Below are 22,181 nucleotides of genomic sequence, written 5' to 3'. Positions count from 1 at the left end.
TGATGCGTTTTTTTCTTGATTTTCACCACAAAACATCTTTTGAAATTGTCAATTTTTGAAATCTTTTTACTTGGATTTTCTTCTATATTTTCCAGTTATTTAGTTCAAATTTTTCAAGAGGACTTTTCTGTTTTTCAGCACTAAATATTCAATAGGATTTTTTGGTTTTTTGCGGTAAACTTTCTGTAGAACTTTCTGGTTTTTTGCTCAAATTTTCCAATGAGATGTCAGTTTTTTCACGTTCTTTTCTGCTGATTTTCAATAGAACGCCAGTTTTAAATTTTTCTTCTTTTTTCAAAATTTCCTGTAGAACTTTTTGGTTCTTTAAGCGTAAACATTCATTAGAACTTTTTGTTTTTCAGTAGATTTTTTCTTGTGAAGTTTTGGGAAAACCATTTTAAAAAACATTCTTCTTAGCAGAATTTTCCATCGCATTTGTTGCCAACGGTTGTGGTTATCGCAAGTTGCGGGAGTAAGGACGCGGACTTGTCGGATTACCGGTTTGTTTCTTGGTCTCTAAAATTACAATTTTTACTCAATTACCCGTTATTTGCGATGAACCGCTGTTGTGCACTGTTTTTTTAGTTTCTTTTATCAAGTTCTAACTCTAAATCAATTCGCTTATTTTTTATGGATCTCCGACCTTTGTTATATTTAGCTTCTTTTTCCTCTCTTTTCAGGTCTTCAATTAGTATTTCGAGTTGTTCTACAGTTAATTCCGTTGGAGATTTGAAATAAAGTTTTTCATCAATTTCTGTATTTTCAACAGAAGCATTTTCCAAATTATTTATTTTATCAGTTGGTTTTTCTATATCTACTTCAACGAGTTCATATCCGCTTTTTGGTAGATCATCTTGTCCAATAATTTTTAAATATTCAGATAAGCTTCTTTTCTCCACCAAAATATTCCCACTTCCAAATCTATGTCGATCAGACATATCTTTTTTAACTCCGGATATCCAATATTCATCACCTGTTTCAAGGTCAAAATAGTTTCCTTGTATTCCTGTTCCATCTAGACTTTGAAATCCTTTTCCATCAAAATAAAGTGTTTTTCCACTTTTTGAAAATGAAACAAATCCTATCCAAGCTGGACCATTATCGGAATATCCGCTTTTTAATTCGATGTATTTTAGTTCTTTTCTCAATTTTTAATAAAAATAGTGCACAACGGCTACGGTTATCGCAAGTTGCGGGAGTAGGAACGCGGACTTGTCGGATTAGTTATTTTCTTTCCTGGTTTTTAAAATTACACTTTTTCGACTAAGCCCGTTATTTGCGATGAACCGAAGTTGGCATTAGTACTTAGTCCACAAATGTTTCTTTAAGCACCTCTTTACACTTTTTGATTTCCGAGTTGGATAATGATTCAAAGATTTTTACAATTCTTAGTTTATCAATTGTTCTAATTTGATCAATTGCAATCATTCCTTTTTTTCCATTTGATTTTACCGGAATTCTTGTCGGATATTTTTTCGTATTTGTTGTCATAGGAGCAACAACAATCGTTCTTAAATATTTATTCATCTCATTTGGAGAAATGATTACACAAGGTCTGGTTTTCTTGATTTCACTTCCAACAGTCGGATCTAGATTAACTAGAACTATATCGTATTGATTTAAATCCATTCATCGAAGTTTTCATCATCAAACACATCATTCATCAGAAGTTGATCATCTTCATTTTTGGCCATTTTCTTAAATTTTTCTTCCCAATTTTTTCTTGGCGAATCAATTGGTCGGAGTATAATTTGACCTTTTTCTAAAATGAGTTCTACTTTATCTTTTATGTGATATTTTTCAAGAATCGTTTTGCTTAAACGAAGTCCTTTTGAATTTCCAATCTGTATAATTGAAGTTTCCATAACTTTTATTTTGTAAATACAAAGTTATTACTTTAAATCAAGTTTCAAAATTAAATTTTTCTCTGTTTAAGTATTAATGCCAACGGTTACGGCTATCGCAAGTTGCGGGAGTGGGGATGCGAAGTTGTCAGATTAATCATTTTCTTTCCTGGTTTCTAAAATTACACTTTTTCGACAATACCCGTTATTTGCGATGAGCCGATGTTACCCACAGGCCAGGATACTTTTGTTTTTTAGTTTTAACAGCAACTTTTATTCTCCTGAATTGGTGGACAAGGTACAGTGCCGTATGAGCAATAAACACAACAATCTCCTTCCTTTGGTTTAAGAACTTTTTTGCAATTCTTACACTGGTAAAAGAATTGACAAGCGTTTGTCGGCATATCTTCCACCTCTTTATGTCCGCAATTTGGACAGGTTATTTCTGATTTTAATATAGTTTTCATTTTTTCTTTTTTTAAAGCATATGTGGAATGTCTGAAGCCATCGTAGGATATGAGAAAATCATTTTCTTAAGATCATTCACCTTCATTTTAGTATGTATAGCCATCGCAAAGAGATTTATAGTTTCTTCAGTATGCGGACCAATTAATTGTGCGCCCAAAATTGTCTGGGTATCTTCATCAATAACAGTTTTAAATGCATATTCTTCTACCTTCAAACGTTTGGCATTGAACCAATCTAAAGCCTCTTTATAATTTACTTGAATATTCCTATTTAGCTCTTTAGCTTTTGATTCATTATAACCAACAGAGGCCATAGTAGGCAATGTAAAAACTACCGTTGGCATTGGTGGGTAACTTATTTCTTTAGAATTACCTTTAATTATATTCGACGCAACTGTGTGACCTTCCAAAACTGCAACGGGAGTTAAAGGCAAGCCTTCCGAATCTGCAGCATCACCTGCTGCATAAATATTTTGGTTTGAAGTACTTTGAAGATATTCATTTACTGAAACACCATTTTTAGAATAAGCAATGTTGGCTTTTTCCAAGTCCAAATCAAATATCGCCGGAGGTCGCCCGGCAGAATTAAAAACAGTTTCAGCTTCAAAATATTCTGTTTTTTCTTCAGATTTACCTTTCACTCTATACTTATTACCGATTTTTTCAATAGCTTCCACTTCTGTTTTAAGGAAAATTTTTATTCCTAATTTTTTTGTGGCTGAAACAAGATGGGTAACAATATCCTGGTCAAAATTCTTAAGCGGATTTCTTCCACGATGAACTATAGTTACTTCTGCTCCACATCTTGCTGCAATTTGTGCAAACTCAAAAGCAATATAGCCACCACCAATAAATAATAAAGATTTCGGTAATTCTTCTAAATTCAAAAAATCAGTACTGGACTTGGCAAAATGACCACCTTCAAATTCTAAAACCCTTGGTTTGGCACCGGCTGCAATTACAATTTTATTAGCCTTTATTTCGTCATTTCCAACTCTCAAGGTGTTTTCAGTTAAAAATTTAGCTGTATGATGAAAAGTATCTATTCCCTTTTTTTCATATCCTTTTTCAATTTTTGGGGGCATTGCCTTCACAAAAGATTGTTTGAATGACATTATATCTTTCCAATTGACTTTAGGAATTGTATCAATTCCACTGCTTTTAAGTCTTTTAGCAAATTCCCGGACTTCTGTAGCTCCTAAAATGACTTTCTTGGGGTCACATCCTCTTAATGCACACGTACCCCCGTAAGGTAATTCATCTGTAATTCCGACTGTCAATCCTTTGGAGGCACATTTGTTGGCGATTGTCATTCCTGACATTCCTGAACCAATTATAAATACATCATATTCCTTCATACTAATAGATTTCTTTTTTGTCAGTTACTTTATAACCTGTTGAGTTAATTGCTTTCTCAATTTCCATTTCATTGGTTTTGGCTTGGTCAAATTCAATGGTAGCATTTCCATTTTCGTAGGAAGCTTTTGAGTTGATAATTCCGTCAAGTTTATATACTTCGTGGTTTACGTGTTCTTCGCAACCTGTACAGGTCATTCCGTTGATTTTAAATTGAACTGTTTTAATGTCCGATTTGTCAACTACGATTATTTGCTTTTCTGTGTTTGTATAAAAAATCCCTGAATAATATGGGAATGCCAACATTACAACTGCAAACACAGTTACAATTCCTAAAAATGTTTTTGATTGAATAAACTTTGGCTTTTCGTCCGTCTCACATTGACAATCAATTTCTTTTTTGGGTTTTAGTTTTTGGTACCAGGCAAACCCAAGAACTAAAACTGTAAGTCCAATCAGGTAAGGTCTAAAAGGTTCAATCCAAGAAAATGTTGAAGCAATTCCACTTGTTCCTGCGATTAAAGCCAAAACTGGTGTAATACAGCATAATGAAGCTGTGATTGCAGTTAACACACCTGCACCGAGTAATTTGTTTTCACTTTTCATACCGCTTTTAAAATTTTGTTTTTATCAAGTATTTCAAAGAATGGATTTAGTAATTTTTCATATTCAGCCGTGAGTGAGTAAAAAATAGTTTGGGCTTCTCTATCAGTTTCCAAAAGATTGCGGTCTTTCATTTTCCTTAAGTGTTGAGAGATAGCAGAAATGTTCATACCGAGAATGTCGCTTAGATCACAAACACATAGTCTTTTTTCCTCAAACAGAAGGTAAAGTATTTTTAGGCGAACACTATTGCCTACTAATGATAGTCCGTTTGCTAAATAGTTGAAGGATTCGTCTAATCCGGAAACTGTGTCTTTACACCGATTTATTTGTTCAATATCGGCTTGTTGTCTTATGCAAGAAGTTTTTTCCATAACATAAAATTACAAATATTTCTTATTTAAGCAAATACTTAAATATATAGAATAATGTTTCTGGTTCTTTACGGAATTAAGGTGCTTGTGGGTAACGGTTTCGATTAACGACAAGTGCCGCGGAATTATGAAAACGGATTTGTCGGCTGAAGATTTTTAAATGTTGGAATCTAAAGTTAGTTCTTTCTTGAAAAACCCGGTATTTGCGTTAATCGTTGTTGTTGTGCGTTTTATTGTTGACTATATTTTTTGAAGTGTGCGCTTATTGGCAATTAGTTATTTGCATTTTTTTAGTTGAAATATTCTCAATTAGATTCTTGAAATCCATATTCTTTAATAGCGTTTAAATCATCTATTTTCACTTTAATGAAAATCCTCTTTCCAGTTAAACATATACATGCGTTACAGAGTTGTGGAGTTCCTTTATTGTCAAATTCCACATCTAAAATTTCAATGTTTTCTGTCTCAAAAAAATCTTTTACTTTTTCTGCTAATTCGTATTTATCATTGGAATAGCCCCATATATCAGCACAAGATGTTTGATTATAAAAAGCATAAGCAAATTCTGCAGAATTATCATCTTTTGAGCAACTCACATCAAGAAATACTACCGTAAAGAAAATAAGTATAAATATTTTTTTCATAATTCTTCTTTTGTAGTAGATACAATTTCCCCTAATTGGTTGCTTTAAAATATTGATAAATAAGTAGCTAACTTTATTCGTATTTTTCGCTTCTTTAAACTTTCTACAGAAAAATCTAAATTTAGGATTTGTTGCGTTAAGTTATTGAACTCAGGATTTTTGTATAAAATGCACTACAACGGTCTCGGCTATCGCCAGTTGCGGGAGTTGGGACGCGGAGTTGTCGGCTTATTTGATTTAGTCCCTGGTTTCTAAAAATACACTTTTTTGATGATACCCGTTATTGGCGATGAGCCGTTGTTGTAAAAAGTTTTTTTTGTACAAATTATTTAAGGATACTATCTGCTATTTCCTCTGGCCAGACAATAAATTTACCATAAGCACCTTCTTTTTGTTCTGCACCAAATTCATTACCTTTTTTGGTGTAATACCAATCATCATCTTTTTTATACATCAATTCTTTTTTCACCAATATTGAATTGACTTTTCGACTACTTAGTCCAGTTTTTTTAGAAAGCTCTTTAGTCGTTAAGTATTTTGAGTTGGAGAAATCTTTTGTTGGTTTATTTGGCTTTTTATTTTCTCTTACTTTATCCTCAGCTTGCTTATCGACTTTTTTGACCGTAACCCGAATCTCTTCGCTAATTGTTAATAGTCTTTGCGCTTCATTGTATATATCATTATATAAATCAGGGTCTTTTTCTTTTGAAACATATATTCCCATCTCATCATTATTTTGTTGAGAAAATGAATATAAATTCATTGATGTTACAATTGCTTCACTCTCGTTTAAATAACATTTTGCGTGTAAAGTAGAACATACACTTGTTCTAACTCCAATCTGACTTTCTAGCCAATTACTTTCTTCTAATTGTAGTTTACTTTCTCTGTAAACGATTCTTATATCCTTTTTCTGGATATTCAAATTATGTATATGATCTTTTATTCTATTATGAAATTGTAGATATGGACTTATTAAAATTAATCGATCATTCGTGTTTTTAATTAATTCTTCAAGATGATAAGAAACACCTGTGGTGTTAAGAAATTTGGACATTTTTATTAATCTATTTTTTCGGTTAAAAATTTTTTACAACGGTCCCGGTTAACGCCAGTGTGCGGAATTTAGCACGCGGAGTTGTCGGCTTATGGTGTTGTTGTTTGGAGTTCTAAGTTATCGATTTTCTTCAAATACCGCATATTGGCCGTTAACCGATGTTAGCTCGCGTATTTTACTACGAACTTACTTCTACGTCAGCTTTTTTATTTTGGACTTTTATAATTTTAGTATTAGCCCAAAGATCTCCTAATCTCTGGTTATGTTCAGTGTTTTTTATTGTAATTATTGCGGGAATTCCAAACATACATATATCAATAAAATCCAATAATCTTCTTCTTAGAGCTTGTGTAAATTCAATTTTACTTCCATCAATATTCCTAACTTCTAATTCAAATAATTGGTGTCCTAAAGTCGCATTAAAGGTTAACTCAAATAAAACAAAGTAAATAAACCAAACTAGTATAGGAATCAATGCTAATGCTCCAGTTACTTGTCTAGCACCTTCTTCATTATCTTCTCCGAAAAACATTATAAAAACGAAGACAAATAAGTAATAGATACCATAATCTATTAGAGTTGCTATTATTCTTTTTGTCAAATGAGGTTTGGTATTGGTTACAATCATTTTTAGTTAAAATTCAAGTTGCGGATTTAGTTTGTGAATTAAATTCTTTCTTATTCATCTAGGCTGCTATGGTATAATTCCTTCTGTCTGTTTTTTTATCTGATATTTTGAAATCAGTAATTTTGTGCTTAGGATTATATCTGTGAATATGCGTGCTAACGGTTCGCGGTTAACGACAAGTGCCGCGGAATTATATAAACGGATTTGTCGGCTTAACGCTTTGGTTTGTTATGGAAACTAATTTAATTCTTTTTTGTAAACCCGGCATTTGCGATAACCGCTGTTGGCACAAGTATTAATAACTATATTACTTTCTTTAACTTAACCGAATTTATATGAAATGTATGGCTATAATTTATAATAAGGACGGGTAAGAATTTTTTATTTTTCGAACGTCACAAATTGTAAAGGATCAGGATCTTCAGGTATGCTTGCATAAAAAATATTTTGTATCTCAAATTTCTTATTACTTATAATATTAATTTTTAAATCCCAATTTTTGGATAAATCCCGAGTTGGAGTAAGTTCTATAATATTATCCCTCAGGACGTAAATATATTCTTCTTGTGTTGAATTTCTAGCATTTACAATTAACCTGTTATTGTCAACAAAGTTTATTGTATGTGTTTCGGAAAAGGGTGAAGTCTCAGTATAAATTCCTAATAACACTGGCTTGCTATTGTCTTCATTTTTGCTACAGGAAGCAACAATAATTAGAAGTCCGATTAAGATTAGTTTTTTTAAATTCATAATTTCTTTTTTAAAAGATGCTAATAAGCTCCAAAAGTTGCGTCAATTAGACTCTATTTTGCTAATAATAAGAATATTATGTTAATGATATTCTGAAAAATATAATATGTTCTTTGTAAATCTCAATCTAAATATTTGTGCCAACTAGTTATATGTCTATAAATATATATTTTTATCCGAGTAGATGGCGGGATAAACGAAGGTGTGGGTCTTCTTTACTGTTTTGAAGTTAATGCTTATTCCTTACAAACTGAAGTTCTGGTAATACATATATTTTAAAATCATAATTGCTTTTATTTTTTTAGGGGTTCAATAATTTTAAACTTATCAAAACTGGAAGAAATTTTATTAATTTTGGAAGAATATCAATTTTATAATTGATAAAAATTGTTAATAACTTTATCAATTCTCGAAAAATTTAAATTCGGTGATAAATTCGGTGCTTTATTTTTCTTAAAAACTGGCGTAAGCCCAGTAAATAAGGTAGAAATAAAATTTTGGATAGTTCCTCTTTCTCCGCTAAAAAGCCCCAATCACATTGATCGGGGCTTTTTTTCTACCTGATTCTAAATGATCCAGCCTATATTTTCTTTAATACAGTTCATTTAGAAGCTGAAATAAAACAATCTCTGGAAATATTATTATGTGATCTATATCAATGTGAATGATAATGCTTTATCCGAACTTTGTTATATAAATTAAAAGGTTTTATGAATTTTTAATCCCAGAAATCATGAAAAAGTTTAAAGCACATCATATTAGTAAAATAGACGTTGCTGTACGTTATTTAATTGCATCTGAACTGACTATTCTTATGACTACTGGAGCATTGCGGGGTTTCCTGCTCGTTTTGATTCTGGTTTTTACGATTTTACTGGTTTATACGGGGGTGGTCCAAAAGAGTTTGCTTAAGGGAAGGTTCTATTAATATAAATTATAGGATCCTAAGCGGAATAGAAAAAGAAATGATTTTTTGGCGATTTGTAGCATATGAAAATGCTGCTGAAAAATTGAAAGCCAAATTGAATTCAGCAGCAAAATTGTTCTCGTGAGAAGCGAGTTTCAATTTTTATGAGAAATTCTATTCAAACCGATCTCCGTGAATTCAGAGAAACTTTTATCATAAGCATTTTGCAAATTTATCTTTAAGTAGATATTGAAATTCCAATTTTATCTTTGGGATGCTATGTTATCAGACTCATCCAAATGAAGAAAACTAACCGCATTATTATAAAAGATATCGCGTTTTTGCTGCTTCGTTAAAAAGGGAGCCTGCTCAATCGCTTCTATGGCTTCAGCGATCTTTTCCGGCCACACCATCTGGTCTGAACCAAACATGATCCTCTTGCCCAAACCTGCCTTTATGAGGGATTCCAAATAATTGTAAAACTCGGTGCGCGGGATCACCCAGGTAATGGTTGAAACATCGGCGTAAAGCTGCGGATACTGATACATCATGGCAATCATTTCTTCTTTATAAGGATATCCGGCATTCTCAACGTACAGGCGCAATTTAGGATGTTTCAAAAGTACGTCTTCCAGCAGTAAAGGATTTCCTGCCGCAGAGCGAAAATTGGCCATATACGGACCAATTCCGAGGGTATGGATGAGGACGGGAAGGTCTTGTCCTTCGGCCAGGGCAAAATAGGGTTCTAGTTTTGGATCATTTGGGGGAATTCCCATTAATTGAGTGCCTATTTCTCCCATTCCCTGTAGATTGCCGGCAGAAATTTCTTCCCTGAGTTTCTGTACATCAGGTTTTCCTGGATTTAAAATGAAGTGGGAGGTAATAAATCGGTTTGGCGCCGCTGTTTTCCATTTATGGATATTTTGAAGGTCAAAACCGCTTACAAAAGCCTTCACAATATTGTACCGATCCATAATCTCTAAGGTTTTTTTAAGATGAGCAGCGGGATCAATAGTGGCTGCCACATCGCCTTCACAGGGTTCTGGCCGGCAAAGGGAAAGTGTTCCTGGAGGAACCGGATGGGGAAGACCTGTATGCATATGCATGTCTATAATTGGCTCAGGTTTCAGATTGGTTTTAACCTGCGAATAATTATTCTGAAATAAAATCATTAGAAATAATAAAACCACCAGATTTTTCATAATTCTCAAATTTGAATCTTTTATACTTCAAAAATAAAACGGTACAAGCCTGCAAAGCATCGGGGTAACTACCCAATTTGGAGGAAGATAGAGAATGGGTAATTTTACCCAATTGAGTTAATTACCTTAAAAGGTCAAATTCTAAGTGTAGGTATAAAACCTATTATTCCGGGTTTTTACTTAATAGATTATTTGTGAAGGCAAAAGCGGTGGCTTCCACTCTGGAAGAGACGCCTAGCTTATTGAAAATATTACTCACGTGGCGGTCGACGGTGCGTTCACTGATAAACAATTCATCAGCCAAAGTTTTGTTGGTCTTACCCGATGCCACCAGGCGCAACACCTGTAATTCACGAAGTGAGAGGCCATACGTATTAAGCTTTTCCTCCTTGTTAAGCGTTTTTTTTAGCCTTTCCAGATCCGGTTTGGCATTTAATTGTTCGAAAATCCACTTAGCGGCGATTAATTCTGCTTCCGAACTATCTTTATCCTTCAATTTTGAATAGAGTAGTCCTTTTAATTCCCTGGCACACGCCGTTTCATAGGGAAAGTTTAAGCGGTTCCAGGTCTTCAATGATTTTTGGAGATGTTCCAATGCTGGCGGGAAATTTCCCTGGGCGTAAAGTACCGTACTATTGCAATACCTGCTCAAGGCTTGAAGATAGGGCACCTCCAATTTTGCAGCAATTCCCGATAATTCTTTTTCCGCTGCCGCAGCTTCTGTCAGGTTTTTTAAGTATGTCTTTATTTTCACTACCGCAGGTAAAAGCTCGGCACGTTTTTTAGGATCTTTCGTTTCCTGTAAAGTATTATTGATTGATGTTTCAGCCATTTCCTTTTGCCCCTGTAATAGGCGTAATAAGGCCAGACCGGGTTGCGGATTTTTCCCTCTTTTCGCAGCTTCATGATAGCAGGATTCTGCTTTTTCCATATTTCCTGTCAGGCGATGAAGTTCAGCCTGCCGATAAAAAGCCTCTGCCGTAGCCGAAACTCGAGAGTGCTGCACCAGGAATTCACAGGCTTTTATTATTTGCTCCAGGGCTTCTTTCCATTCTCCATGCAACTGAAAGATCTCTGCTCTTCGCACCAGGCACTCTCCCCTGAAGGGAACAATATCGGGTTGCAGGTCGCACCAACGGCTAAGAGCTGAGGTCCACTCCTGTGCTCTTTTCATATCCCAAACGTTTCGGCAGGTTTCAATAGCGGCGCAATAGACGATCCCATTTACCAGCGGATAGATCTCTTCTGTTTCCAGCATGATCATAATTTCATCCAAAAGTTTAACACCTTCTGAATAATCATCTTGCTGGATCATTGCCTGTGCCAATCCCAATCGCCCAAGTACGAGAAGATCGTTGTTTCGGAATTTTTCACCGGCTGAAATTACACGTTCGAAGATCTGCTGGGCTATGGCGCCTCGTCCGGCAGAAAGTTCGCCAAGCGCCTGCGGGACCAGAAGGAATCCTTTCTCTGCACAATCTTTATTCCCTAATTCGGTTAAAAGCCTTTGGCCTCTGGCCATCCAACCGCCACCTCTGGCTTTTTCACCGGCATTTATAAGCATTAATCCCAGCCAAAATGCACAGCTTACGGCTTTGTGGGTATTTTTTCCATCCAGGTAAGCCTGGTGCGCTTTTTCTAAGATCTGAAAACTTTCTGAATCCCTGCCGGTTAGGTAAGCGGCAAGAGCATATTTTTCCAAATCATTTGGTTCTAAAGCCTGTTTCTGTTCAGCTTTTTGTAGTTGAACATATATTTGCGTCCAATTTTGGAATTTCTGATTCATCGGAAGTATCAGATTTGAAATTTAAAATGGCAATTCCGGTAATTAGGGCCTAAGGAAATAATCTAGTGTTGTATTCTTTTGGATGATCTCTTTCCCATTATAAAGTACGGAAATTTTCAGTTTAAGGTAAGTTTGATCGTCTTAATCACAGCTTTTAAATTTTTAAAATTCCTCTAAATCCCCTGGCTGCGTAATACGAATCGGCGCCATTGTGGTAAATAAATACCTGTCCATACCTGAAATCGCCAAATATTGCGCCTCCTAATTTTCTAATTTTATCCGGAGTTTCTAACCAGCTGGAAGTTTTCGTGTCGAAATCACCAAGCGCCTGTAATTTTTTGTACTGGTCTTCATCCATTAATTCTACACCCATTTTTTCAGCAACATCTTTTACACTGTCGGCAGGTTTAAATTTTTTTCTTGATTCCAGGGCCTTCCTGTCGTAACAAAGACTTCTTCTATGCGCCGGACTTTCTTTAGAAAAATCACAGAAGATAAACCGGTTTTCCTCCTTATTATATTCCAATAGATCTGGTTTGCCGCCTGTTTTTTCCATTTCATTAATAGACCATAATTTCTCAGGATTTTGTTCCAGTTTTGACTTAATATCTTCCCAGGTAATATTCTGAAATCTCTCCTGATTTTTCTCAAAACGATCTTTCAGAATTTTGAAAATCGACTCCTTTTCCTGTTTGTCTAAAATTCTTTCCGACATGATTTTTAAAATTTATTGCCTTTTATTGTAGGGTTGATGGTTATTATTGCTCTTTATTCCTTCGCAGTACTCTTTAAAACGCTTCAGAATATAATCCCATCCCATTTCAGAATCCATTGTTTTACAGTAGTTTTCGAAACCTTCTCCGTGGTTTTCAAAATTAAAATGAGTAAACTTTAGAAGGCCTGATTCTCCTTTTTCCAAAAAATGAATATAGATGTCGCTTGCTTTTTCAGGATCAGGCACCGGTTCCCGTTTAGGGCTAATTTGCCATTTAAGGCAGATCTTTGAATTTTCCTCAATTTCTGTGACCCTTCCCCAATCACAACGAAATCCGAAAGGACCAATTTCAGTGCACAGGCCATCCTTTCTTCACTGAATACTTATTTCTACCAATTTATCTTTTGACCAGGTATATTCCTTCGGCCACCATTCGTTGAAATCGTCAGGGAATTTACGGAATGCCTGATCTTTAGATATACTAACAGTTACCTCTTTAGTTATCTTCATAAAAAGATAATTTTTTTCGGTTTTTATTCACAAAATAGCAAGCCTATAAAGATAATATTAAATTGGCGGATAGGTTTTCAGACCTTTTTGAGTGGTTCCACGGTTATTCCCTCTCATATTATTTTCAATAAAAATATAATTAATAATCATAGGCATAATATTTGTGCTTAATATTACGAACTGATTTATAGCTTTCAATTATTTTTGAAAGTTCAATATCCAGAAAACAGGTTCTGACGCTTATATCTGAATAGTCTTCCGTCTAAGTACTTTTTCCCTCTTTTCTATTCAAATATATTCACCTTTGCAACATCCAAAATTTTCCAAATCGGCTGACAGAAAATTTGTCCGCGAATTACAAAAGAGGGTCCGTAAGTACTTTAAAGATAACAACTTGTCTACTCATGCCAACTTAAGCATGAAATTGAAAACGGTGCTCATGCTTTCCCTTTTTACTATTCCTCTGTTAATTCTTTCCCTCGGAATTGTGCATTCTGTCGGGATGCTTTTCACTCTTTATATTATTAGTGGTTTCGGGATGGCTGGTATTGGCATGGGAGTTATGCACGATGCCATTCATGGTTCTTACTCGAATAATTCACGCCTGAACAGGTTTTTGGGATATACCATGAATTTTATCGGAGCGAATTCCACGGTTTGGAGACTTCAGCATAATGTGCTTCATCATACTTTTACAAATATTCCCGAATCTGATGATGATATAAATATGCCATTTTTCCTCAGGTTTTCACCTCATAAAAAGAAATATAAAATCCATAAATTTCAGTTTATCTATGTCTGGTTTTTTTATGGTATTTCCACCCTGGCGTGGATTACAATGAAAGATTTTGTAAAATTATTCAGATATAGAAATATTGGCCTGATCGAATCCAAAAAGGAATTTCAGGAAAAATTAATAGAACTTTCCATCTGGAAATTGTCATATTATATCTACGCGCTTGTTTTACCGGCCATCTTTTTACCATTTTCCTTCTGGATCGTTCTACTGGCATTTGTTTGTATGCATCTCGTTACCGGATTAATGATAAGTTGTGTATTTCAGGTGGCTCATATAATGCCGGGAATTGTATTTCCTGAAATCAATAAGGATGGGGAGATCAAAAATAACTGGTTGGTACATCAATTCTTGACCACTACTAATTTCGCTCCTAAAAGCAGAATTTTATCCTGGATGATAGGCGGATTAAATTACCAGATAGAGCATCATTTATTCCCCAATATTTGTCATGTGCATTATCGACAAATTTCACCCATTGTAAAAAGTACGGCTCTGGAATACGGAATTCCCTATAATGAAAAATCCAGTTTTGCCGGCGCCATTTCAGATCATGTTAAAATGCTGAAATCGCTGGGTAAATAAAGCTGAACAACATAAAATAGAGGTGTTATTTCCTATTCTTCACGGCTGATATTTTACGCGCTCTTTTTTCCATGGGTAAAAGACACTCATAAATTAGCGTATTTACCGGCACGGCAATGTTTTCTTTTCGAGCTTCCTGAACCACATAGCCATTAAAAGTTTCAAGTTCTGAAGGTCTTCCCTCCATCAGGTCGCGTTGGGTGGAAGCCGTGCTTTCGGGATCCTGGTCATTTATGATCCTGAAAACCCGCGATACATCGTTTTGATCCAGATTTATTCCTTTGGCCTGTGCCAGTAAAACAATTTCATGAGCTGTTTTTTGCATCATTTCATATAAATACTCACTCTCCCGCATAGCTCCAATAGGCACTCGTGTAAGTCCGCCAAGACCACTAATCGTGCATATAAAAAGGAATTTTTTCCAGATCTCCCGATGGATATCGTCAGCTATCAAATGTTTGATTCCGGCTTCTTCAAATAAATCACTGATCATTTGAATACGTGAAGTCTTAATATTGTTAAGTTCGCCGAAGGTTATACCGGGATTAAAGGCTGAATGTCTTATCACTCCCGGAGATTCAATAAAGCTAATAAGATTGCAGAGGCCGCCCAGAATTTGATTTTGAGGAAAAAACTCCATCAAAATTTCTGAATTTTTCACTCCGTTCTGCAAGGGAAGGAATATAGTTTCAGATTTTACGTAAGGCTTTAGATTTTTAGCGGCTTCGGCTAATTGCCAGCTTTTAACACCAAAAATCACCAGATCGGGAGCCGGTATTTTCTTTAAATCATCAGTGGCGAGGCCGGGACGTGAATGAAAATCACCAAGGATGCTTTTTACCGTGATTCCATTCTTTTTAATGGCCTCTAAATGCGCGCCGCGTGCTATAAAAGTGATATGGTGTTTTGTGATGGCCAGTTTTGCGCCAAAATAGCCTCCCACGCCACCGATTCCGTATATTAAAATATTCATTTTACGTGTGTCTATAAAAACAGAAACAGGATTTCTTCAAGAATTTAAATGAAAAATAAATTTAAAAAGAATTGTTCATTTTGGGTAAAGGCTAAAAAGATCTCTCCATTTCCGGGAAAATTCGACACCTGAGCAATCCAGAAGTTGCAGGATAAAATGATGAGTCCTGGCAGAAATTCAGAAGGTTTCAGCCATGGAAAGCACTTGCTAAAAGTACTAAAATGAGTAAATATCAGCTTTAGTCAGTTTCTTCTCCCTGCCGGAAATCGGTAGCCCTGGAGTTATTAGTCCCTTCTAATTCTGTATGCCGAATCTGACCACCCAGGAACCCGGTATACGCGACAAGTCCGAAACTAATAAAAGCCATAAATAAGATAATAAAGCTGACGTATTGTGTACCGGCCCAATTTTTTAGGGAGAAGAATAAGCCAATAATGCCTGCAATACCCAGGATAATAAATCCCCAGAGGGCTGAGAGCGCAAAGTCTTCATGCTGATCAACTTTACCCTTATTGAGCAGCTTTAGACCTTCAAGGGTTTCTTCTGCCGATTCTCCGGTCGCATAGGCGATTCCTGCGCCAAGAGCAGAAATAATAAAAATAAAATAAGCAGCGACCACGGTAGGTGAGCTTTTGGCCCAAATTCCGTAAGCTAAAACAAATCCTCCTAAAATTGAACCATAAATTGGAAGATGAGTGACTAACAAGTGTACGTGAGTAAGATCCATAGTGGTAAATTTATACATAAAGGTCAGTCTTGTTATCTTTTAAAAATATGATGAATATCATTTTTCAGATGAAAAATGTTTGTTTCCAGATGTTCAAAAAATGGTTCCGATTAAAGATAGTTTTTAAATAATGTGAAGTTACCGGAACTATATTAAAAGCTGGATTAGAATATCAGGTAGTGAAGGAACAACTGATCTTTAGATTAGGATCTTTATGTTCAGTTTAGCTCCATCTCCTGGGTTTCATCAATTTTGCTAACGTCTATTACGAGTCCGCTGCCCTGTTGCTGGGTGAGATATACAAATTTTCTTCCCCATTTTATTTCTGGAGCTTTATAGGAAGAACGGGAATAAACCGTTTGGGAAAAAGATTCATCAAAGGCTTTGAGCATTACAATAAATTCCGCATCCCTTGCCAGTAATTCAGGTTCTGAAACTCCGTGAAGCGGACTGCTTTTATCAACGGGATGTACGATCGTCCACATGGTTGGGAAAAAGACTACTTTAGATCGTTCGGTTTCAAGAGTGTAAAAATCCCTTTTTTCAGAATCTGATCTTTTTAGGGAAAGCGTCAGGTTTACTTCAACTTCTACCAGCTGATTCTTCTTCGGATTCACCACCCGAAGCATAAAAGCATTAATATCTTCATAGGGACCCATTACCGCGATCTTACTGTATTTGATAGTCGCCGTGGGTTTTGAAAAGCGACCGTACATGAGTCCGGTGGCCAGGGCAAAAGTGAGTAACCCCAGCATAGATTCGGTTGCCGCGACTATATTGGCCAGGGTGCCAATGGGAGCAACCCTTCCGTAACCGAGCGTGGTGATGGTCTGCGCACTGAAGAAAAAGGCTTCCATAAATTTTTCTGATAAGGTCCTCCCGACAATGCCCGTAAGATGTTCAAGGCCTACCGCCAGGTAAATGGTCGCGAACACCAAATTGATCACGAAATATACGATCCCGATAACTACAAAAAATTGAAACCATGACATAGAGACAAGAGAGTGGAAACTGTTGAGCCTTTCAAAAAAGGAAACATTCTTTTTCTCGACGTTAAAACTTCCGTCTTTATTCAACGCCCGGTAGCCTTTGGAATGAGATTTTGTATCCAGCCCGAGATCACTATATCTTCGTTTTTTTATTGCCATTTAATGTGCCGTAGAAATTAAAACCCTTTGTAAAAAAGTAAATATACTTAAATATCTGAAGTGCCATTTTAGAACTAATCTTACCTATTATTTTGGGTTTGGTTGCTAAAAATCTAAATCAATATCTTTATACGGTAAACTCTTCTAAGAAAAAATAAGGAAATGCGTCAAAGATTTATTGTAATGCTCTGTTTGATTCTCATAGCTCAGACTTCTTTTTCTCAGGGATCAGATGTAGAGATAGTAAAAAGCAGGAGTGGTAAAGAATTGGGATATAGTAAAAGTTCCGGAGTAAAGATCCTCAGTGCAGATGGGGAAAAATTTAAAGATCTCAACAAAAATGGCAAAGTTGATCCCTATGAAGATTGGCGTTTATCTGCTGAAGAGAGAGCGAAAGACCTGGCTTCCAGAATGACCATTGAGCAAATTGCGGGTTTAATGTTATACAGTGCCCATCAGAGCATTCCTGCCAATCCTTTTGGTTTTGGAGCAGGCACCTATAATGGCAAAGCTTTAAAAGAAAGTGGAATGCCCGCTTCGGCCATTTCAGATCAACAAAAAAAATTCCTGAAAGAAGATAATTTAAGGCATATCCTGGTCACTTCAGTAAGATCGCCTGAAGTGGCTGCAGAATGGAATAATAATGTACAGGCTTTTGCGGAAGGTTTGGGATTAGGCATTCCGGCTAATAACAGTTCTGATCCCCGAAATACTGCAAAAGTTACTTCAGAATTCAATGCGGGTGCAGGAGGGCAAATCTCCTTATGGCCTGACGGACTGGCGATGGGAGCTACTTTCGATCCTGAACTGGTAAAGCAGTTCGCCACCATGGCATCAAAAGAATACCGGGCGCTGGGAATAACTACAGCTTTGTCGCCTCAGGTTGACTTGGGAACAGAGCCACGTTGGTATCGCATAGCAAATGTTTTTAGTGAGTCGCCAGAGCTGGTTAAGGATATGGGAAAAGCTTATATAGAAGGATTTCAATCTTCACAGGGGGATGCTGCAATTAAAAATGGCTGGGGTTATGAAAGTGTCAACGCGATGGTAAAACACTGGCCGGGAGGGGGTCCTGAAGAAGGAGGTCGTGACGCGCATTGGGCCATGGGAAAATTCGCTGTTTATCCCGGGGATAATTTCCAAACCCACCTGAAACCTTTTGTAGAAGGAGCCTTTAAACTCGATGGAGGAACAGAGGAAGCGTCGGCAGTTATGCCTTATTACACAATCAGCTTTAACCGTGATGAGGTCTATAATGAAAATGTGGGAAACGGTTTCAGCAAATATATGATCACCGAATTACTGCGTGATAAATACGGTTACGACGGGGTAGTGTGTACAGATTGGCTCATTACTGCTAATGAAGGAACTACTCCGGGAACTTTCGCTGGAAAACCCTGGGGCACAGAAAAACTATCGGTAGATGAAAGGCATTATAAGGCTATAAAGGCCGGTGTTGATCAGTTTGGAGGGAATAATGATAAGGAACCTGTTCTAGCCGCTTACCAAATGGGAATAAATGAATTTGGGGAAGATTTTATGCGGAAAAGATTTGAACGTTCAGCAGTAAGATTGCTTATGAATATTTTCAGGGTGGGATTATTCGAAAATCCATATGTAAATTTGAAAGAAACAAAAGCTATTGTAGGAAATCCTGTTTTTATGAAGGCCGGTTATGAGGCACAGCTAAAATCTATTATTCTATTAAAAAACAGGGCGCAGGTGCTTCCGCGAAAAAAAAGGTCTACCGTTTATATTCCCAAAATATATAGTCCTGTGAAAGCCGACTGGTGGGGAAATGCGACACCTGCAAGTCTGAAATTTCCGGTAGATACCAGTGTGGTAAAGAAATATTATAATCTCACCGAAGATCCCAAAAAAGCCGATTTTGCTATAGTGTTTGTTGAGAGTCCTCAGAGCAAGGAAGGCGGTTACAGCGAATTTGACAGGAAACAGGGAGGCAACGGCTATGTTCCCATTTCGCTTCAATATGGAACCTATACAGCCACAAATGCACGGGAACAGAGTATTGCTGCCGGTGATCCCGTGGTTGATCCAGATATCACAAATCGTTCTTATAAAAACAAGACCAGCACCGCCACTAATATTATGGATCTGCGAACCATTGAAGACACCCGAATGCTAATGGAAGATAAACCGGTAATCGTTTCGGTTACTGCGAACAAACCCATGATTTTTTCCGAATTTGAAAATATGGCAGATGGAATAGTATTAAATTTTGGAATTTCCACTCAGGCCGTGCTTGATATTATTTCTGGAAAAACCGAACCTTCGGGTTTGCTTCCTTTGCAGATGCCCGTGAATATGAAAACTGTAGAACAGCAAAATGAAGATGTACCTTTTGATATGATTCCATATAAAGATTCAGAAGGTCACGTATATGACTTTGGCTATGGATTAAACTGGAACGGAGTAATAAAAGACCAGCGAACAGAAAAATATGTGCCTGACAAATAGTGCCTGATCTTGCATCTATCCGGTTAGTAATTTCTGAAAGTGTTATTCAATAAAACGTTTTGTCTCAAATTCGGAAATGGGTTTGATTAATGGGTATAATTAAACCAAAATCAGCCAATTTGAACCGAATTATGATTCTTTCTTATATTCGGGAAAAGACCGAAATATTTTTTAGAATTACAGCTTTTAAATTCTTATTTTAATTATGCATTTGAAGAGAGGATGCGCCCTCGGTGATTTTTAATATTTAAACTGGCTTATTATGCTGTTATTATTGTACTATATAATCGGGGGAATAGTAGTATTGACAGCTGTCGGGCTATGGTTTAGAATGATGTCCCGAAACAAAACCCTCAACCAGATCAGGTTCGAGGACAGTGAAGAAATAAGACATCTCTTTGATAAACACGCCTCGAAAGAAATGTGCAGTGAAAAAAATAAGGGAAAGATATCGCTTAACCAAAAATAATCTTCCGCTGTTTTCCCAAAATCTTTTTATTTAAAAATCTTTTTTTGTTTTGGACCGGGTTCCAGGTTTGTTTCATTCCAGGGTAATTTTTGTGGTTTAATCTCAGCTGAAAATATTTCCGAAGCATCAGCTGAAACTGGCGGAAAGGAAAGTGGTTTCCCGATTAGAAAAGGAAAACTATAATTTTAAAATAATTTTTAAAGTTTTTTCACTTTAATAAATTTATTACTTATGTTTAGGTTTTAACTAATTTATTTCTATTTTTATAGAATAATATTTAAAAAGGTATCTTTTAAACATAAAACAAGGATAAAGACCCAAATATCACTCAGGAATTATAAACAATGAACACTAATACTTTGAACAAAACGATCAGCCTTACCGCCAAAGACCGGCGCATCGAAGCTTTACTTAAAAGCCTTTCGGTACTTTTTTTAGCTGCAATGCTAATGAGCTTAGCCTCCTGTAATTCTTCTAAATATACCGAAAGGGATAACCAGGAAGCTGATTATTACATAGTCCCCAAGCCTTCAAAGCTAATTCCTGATGAAGGTGCTTTCCTTCTTTCAGACGATGTGGACCTACAGGCAGGAGAATTCGAGAATGAAGCGAATTTTTTAAAAGACTACGCGCAATCTGATTTTCAGAAGGCCATTGAAGTTTCTGAAGATGGCAAACCGGTCATTTTTACCAAAAATCCTTCTCTTGGTGAAGAAGCCTATCATTTAAAAGTTACTCCGGAAGAGATCAAGATTGAAGGTGGTTCAGCCAAAGGTATTTTCTACGCTGTTGAAACTCTTCGGCAGCTTATATTAACCGAAAACGGAGACCTTATAGTTCCTTCGGTTGAAATAAATGATTCTCCCGAATTCGCTTACCGCGGAACTCATCTTGATGTGGGAAGGCATTTCTTTGATGTAGATGAGGTTAAAAAATACATAGACATTCTCGCCCTGCACAAGATCAATACATTTCACTGGCACCTCACCGAAGACCAGGGGTGGAGGATAGAAATAAAGAAATATCCTAAACTTACCGAAGTTGGTGCTTACCGCAATGGAACTATTGTGGGGCATAAACCCGGTACTTCTAATGACAATGAGCGCAGCGGCGGATTTTATACCCAGGAAGAGGTTAAAGATATAGTGGCTTACGCCGGAAAAAGACATATTACTGTAATTCCGGAAATCGAAATGCCCGGTCACAGCAGCGCCGCAATTGCCGCATATCCTTACCTGAGCTGTTTCCCTAATGAAAAAACAGAAGTTGATAACGACATGATGTCTGAAAAAAGCAAACAACTTCAGGCAGAAGGGAAAAATAAGATCGTTCAGGAAACCTGGGGAATCTTTGATGATGTGTATTGTGCGGGGAAAGATTCCACTTTTGTATTCCTTCAGAATGTGATCGATGAGATCGTTCCTTTATTTCCTTCAGAATACATCCATATTGGCGGTGATGAATCTCCAAAAGCCAATTGGGAAAGATGCCCCAGCTGTCAGAAACGAATAGCAGAGCTTGGTCTTAAGGATGAGCATGAATTGCAGAGCTATTTCATTCAGCGAATGGAAAAATATATCAACAGCAAAGGCAAAAAGATCATTGGCTGGGATGAGATCCTCGAAGGCGGACTTGCCCCTAATGCCACCGTGATGTCATGGAGAGGTGAAGAAGGCGGTATCGAAGCTGCCAAACAGGGCCATGACGTGATCATGACGCCTACAGATTACTGTTATTTCGATTATTACCAAAGCAAGGATAAAGAGAACGAACCCCTGGCGATTGGCGGTTATCTTCCCGTTGAGAAGGTGTATTCTTATAATCCCCTTCCGGAAGAATTAACTCCGGAACAACATGAGCATATCCTGGGAACGCAGGCGAATATGTGGACGGAATATATCCCGACTATGGATAAACTGGAATATATGTTGTTGCCACGACTGGCCGCGATCGCTGAAGTAGCCTGGACCGATAATGCCGATAAAGACTGGAGCGGATTCAAGGAAAGACTCACCGGACTCCGAAAAAAATATGATCAGATGGGACTGAATTATGCCACGCAGGTTTTTTCAGAAACCGAAGCTGATAATAGTAAGTAAATACTACGACTCGATTTGTTTAATAGTTTGTTTGTGTCGATTGGAAAGCCTTTTCTTTTGAAA

At 36.6% G+C, this 22,181-nt stretch carries 24 protein-coding genes; 4 read left to right on the top strand and 20 right to left on the bottom strand.

Translation table 11 applies throughout. From position 1 onward, the window contains the following. Positions 1-148 precede the first annotated feature (148 nt). The 17 genes from C7S20_RS19605 to C7S20_RS19600 all read right to left on the bottom strand — a co-directional run bounded on the left by C7S20_RS19605 (position 149) and on the right by C7S20_RS19600 (position 12,843). Positions 149-298 (bottom strand): hypothetical protein, encoded by a 150-nt coding sequence (locus C7S20_RS19605; RefSeq protein ID WP_159039989.1) that lies wholly within the window; start codon positions 296-298, stop codon positions 149-151. Between the two features lie 283 nt (positions 299-581). Further along, entirely contained in the window at positions 582-1,148 is a 567-nt protein-coding gene (locus C7S20_RS19690; protein ID WP_193510780.1) for a hypothetical protein, read from the bottom strand. 157 nt (positions 1,149-1,305) lie between these two features. Next, entirely contained in the window at positions 1,306-1,629 is a 324-nt protein-coding gene (locus C7S20_RS18605; RefSeq protein ID WP_107013864.1) for a type II toxin-antitoxin system PemK/MazF family toxin, read from the bottom strand. Further along, positions 1,620-1,865, bottom strand: a complete 246-nt coding sequence (locus C7S20_RS18600) for an AbrB/MazE/SpoVT family DNA-binding domain-containing protein (RefSeq protein WP_026915895.1) — start codon at positions 1,863-1,865, stop codon at positions 1,620-1,622. Before C7S20_RS18600 ends, C7S20_RS18605 begins: the two co-directional genes overlap by 10 nt. A gap of 239 nt (positions 1,866-2,104) precedes the next feature. Next, positions 2,105-2,311 (bottom strand): GDCCVxC domain-containing (seleno)protein, encoded by a 207-nt coding sequence (locus tag C7S20_RS19840; RefSeq protein ID WP_107013863.1) that lies wholly within the window; start codon positions 2,309-2,311, stop codon positions 2,105-2,107. An 11-nt stretch (positions 2,312-2,322) separates the two neighbouring features. After that, complete coding sequence (locus C7S20_RS18590) at positions 2,323-3,669, bottom strand: dihydrolipoyl dehydrogenase family protein (RefSeq protein WP_107013862.1); 1,347 nt, start codon at positions 3,667-3,669, stop codon at positions 2,323-2,325. A 1-nt stretch (position 3,670) separates the two neighbouring features. Then, a complete protein-coding gene (merTP, locus tag C7S20_RS18585) occupies positions 3,671-4,273 on the bottom strand; it encodes a mercuric transport protein MerTP (RefSeq protein WP_107013861.1) in 603 nt (200 codons plus the stop codon). Beyond that, positions 4,270-4,644, bottom strand: a complete 375-nt coding sequence (locus C7S20_RS18580; RefSeq protein ID WP_107013860.1) for an ArsR/SmtB family transcription factor — start codon at positions 4,642-4,644, stop codon at positions 4,270-4,272. The genes merTP and C7S20_RS18580 overlap by 4 nt, the downstream gene beginning before the upstream one ends. Before the next feature lie 305 nt (positions 4,645-4,949). After that, a complete protein-coding gene (locus tag C7S20_RS18575; protein WP_107013859.1) occupies positions 4,950-5,288 on the bottom strand; it encodes a hypothetical protein in 339 nt (112 codons plus the stop codon). 325 nt (positions 5,289-5,613) lie between these two features. Beyond that, positions 5,614-6,345, bottom strand: a complete 732-nt coding sequence (locus tag C7S20_RS18570; RefSeq protein ID WP_107013858.1) for a phospholipase D family protein — start codon at positions 6,343-6,345, stop codon at positions 5,614-5,616. 178 nt (positions 6,346-6,523) lie between these two features. Next, positions 6,524-6,973: an RDD family protein gene (locus C7S20_RS18565; protein ID WP_107013857.1), complete on the bottom strand. Its 450-nt coding sequence runs from the start codon at positions 6,971-6,973 to the stop codon at positions 6,524-6,526. Positions 6,974-7,354: 381 nt separating this feature from the next. After that, the gene (locus tag C7S20_RS18560) at positions 7,355-7,723 is read right to left on the bottom strand and encodes a hypothetical protein (RefSeq protein ID WP_107013856.1); all 369 of its coding nucleotides are present in this window, start codon (positions 7,721-7,723) and stop codon (positions 7,355-7,357) included. A 1,170-nt stretch (positions 7,724-8,893) separates the two neighbouring features. Continuing rightward, positions 8,894-9,832, bottom strand: a complete 939-nt coding sequence (locus tag C7S20_RS18550) for an amidohydrolase family protein (protein ID WP_107013854.1) — start codon at positions 9,830-9,832, stop codon at positions 8,894-8,896. A gap of 163 nt (positions 9,833-9,995) precedes the next feature. Next, a complete protein-coding gene (locus C7S20_RS18545) occupies positions 9,996-11,618 on the bottom strand; it encodes a helix-turn-helix transcriptional regulator (RefSeq protein WP_107013853.1) in 1,623 nt (540 codons plus the stop codon). A gap of 154 nt (positions 11,619-11,772) precedes the next feature. Then, the gene (locus C7S20_RS18540) at positions 11,773-12,333 is read right to left on the bottom strand and encodes a DUF4256 domain-containing protein (protein WP_107013852.1); all 561 of its coding nucleotides are present in this window, start codon (positions 12,331-12,333) and stop codon (positions 11,773-11,775) included. A 12-nt stretch (positions 12,334-12,345) separates the two neighbouring features. Continuing rightward, positions 12,346-12,681: an SRPBCC domain-containing protein gene (locus C7S20_RS18535; protein WP_257791356.1), complete on the bottom strand. Its 336-nt coding sequence runs from the start codon at positions 12,679-12,681 to the stop codon at positions 12,346-12,348. A 24-nt stretch (positions 12,682-12,705) separates the two neighbouring features. Further along, positions 12,706-12,843 carry an SRPBCC family protein gene (locus tag C7S20_RS19600; protein WP_159039988.1) on the bottom strand — a complete coding sequence of 46 codons (138 nt, stop codon included), beginning with the start codon at positions 12,841-12,843 and terminating at the stop codon, positions 12,706-12,708. Between the two features lie 418 nt (positions 12,844-13,261). Here C7S20_RS19600 and C7S20_RS18530 point away from each other — a divergent pair, with 418 nt between their 5' ends. Further along, a complete protein-coding gene (locus C7S20_RS18530; protein WP_227009053.1) occupies positions 13,262-14,224 on the top strand; it encodes a fatty acid desaturase family protein in 963 nt (320 codons plus the stop codon). Positions 14,225-14,249: 25 nt separating this feature from the next. On the opposite strand, the gene C7S20_RS18525 is transcribed toward C7S20_RS18530, so the two are convergent. The 3 genes from C7S20_RS18525 to C7S20_RS18515 all read right to left on the bottom strand — a co-directional run bounded on the left by C7S20_RS18525 (position 14,250) and on the right by C7S20_RS18515 (position 17,072). Continuing rightward, on the bottom strand, positions 14,250-15,197 hold the full coding sequence (locus C7S20_RS18525; RefSeq protein WP_107013849.1) for a ketopantoate reductase family protein: 948 nt from the start codon (positions 15,195-15,197) through the stop codon (positions 14,250-14,252). Between the two features lie 238 nt (positions 15,198-15,435). Further along, positions 15,436-15,942, bottom strand: coding sequence for a hypothetical protein (locus C7S20_RS18520; RefSeq protein WP_227009052.1), 507 nt, complete (start codon positions 15,940-15,942; stop codon positions 15,436-15,438). A 200-nt stretch (positions 15,943-16,142) separates the two neighbouring features. Further along, positions 16,143-17,072, bottom strand: a complete 930-nt coding sequence (locus C7S20_RS18515) for an ion channel (RefSeq protein WP_107013848.1) — start codon at positions 17,070-17,072, stop codon at positions 16,143-16,145. Positions 17,073-17,234: 162 nt separating this feature from the next. Here C7S20_RS18515 and C7S20_RS18510 point away from each other — a divergent pair, with 162 nt between their 5' ends. The 3 genes from C7S20_RS18510 to C7S20_RS18500 all read left to right on the top strand — a co-directional run bounded on the left by C7S20_RS18510 (position 17,235) and on the right by C7S20_RS18500 (position 22,118). Further along, complete coding sequence (locus tag C7S20_RS18510; RefSeq protein WP_107013847.1) at positions 17,235-19,550, top strand: glycoside hydrolase family 3 protein; 2,316 nt, start codon at positions 17,235-17,237, stop codon at positions 19,548-19,550. Positions 19,551-19,812: 262 nt separating this feature from the next. Then, entirely contained in the window at positions 19,813-20,019 is a 207-nt protein-coding gene (locus C7S20_RS18505; protein ID WP_107013846.1) for a hypothetical protein, read from the top strand. Between the two features lie 344 nt (positions 20,020-20,363). Further along, entirely contained in the window at positions 20,364-22,118 is a 1,755-nt protein-coding gene (locus C7S20_RS18500) for a beta-N-acetylhexosaminidase (RefSeq protein WP_227009051.1), read from the top strand. Positions 22,119-22,181: the final 63 nt, after the last annotated feature.

Source organism: Christiangramia fulva (assembly GCF_003024155.1).
In the GTDB taxonomy this organism is placed as follows: Bacteria; Bacteroidota; Bacteroidia; order Flavobacteriales; family Flavobacteriaceae; genus Christiangramia; species Christiangramia fulva.
Note: the sequence above shows the minus strand (reverse complement) of the source record. Positions and strands in the feature narration are given on the sequence as shown.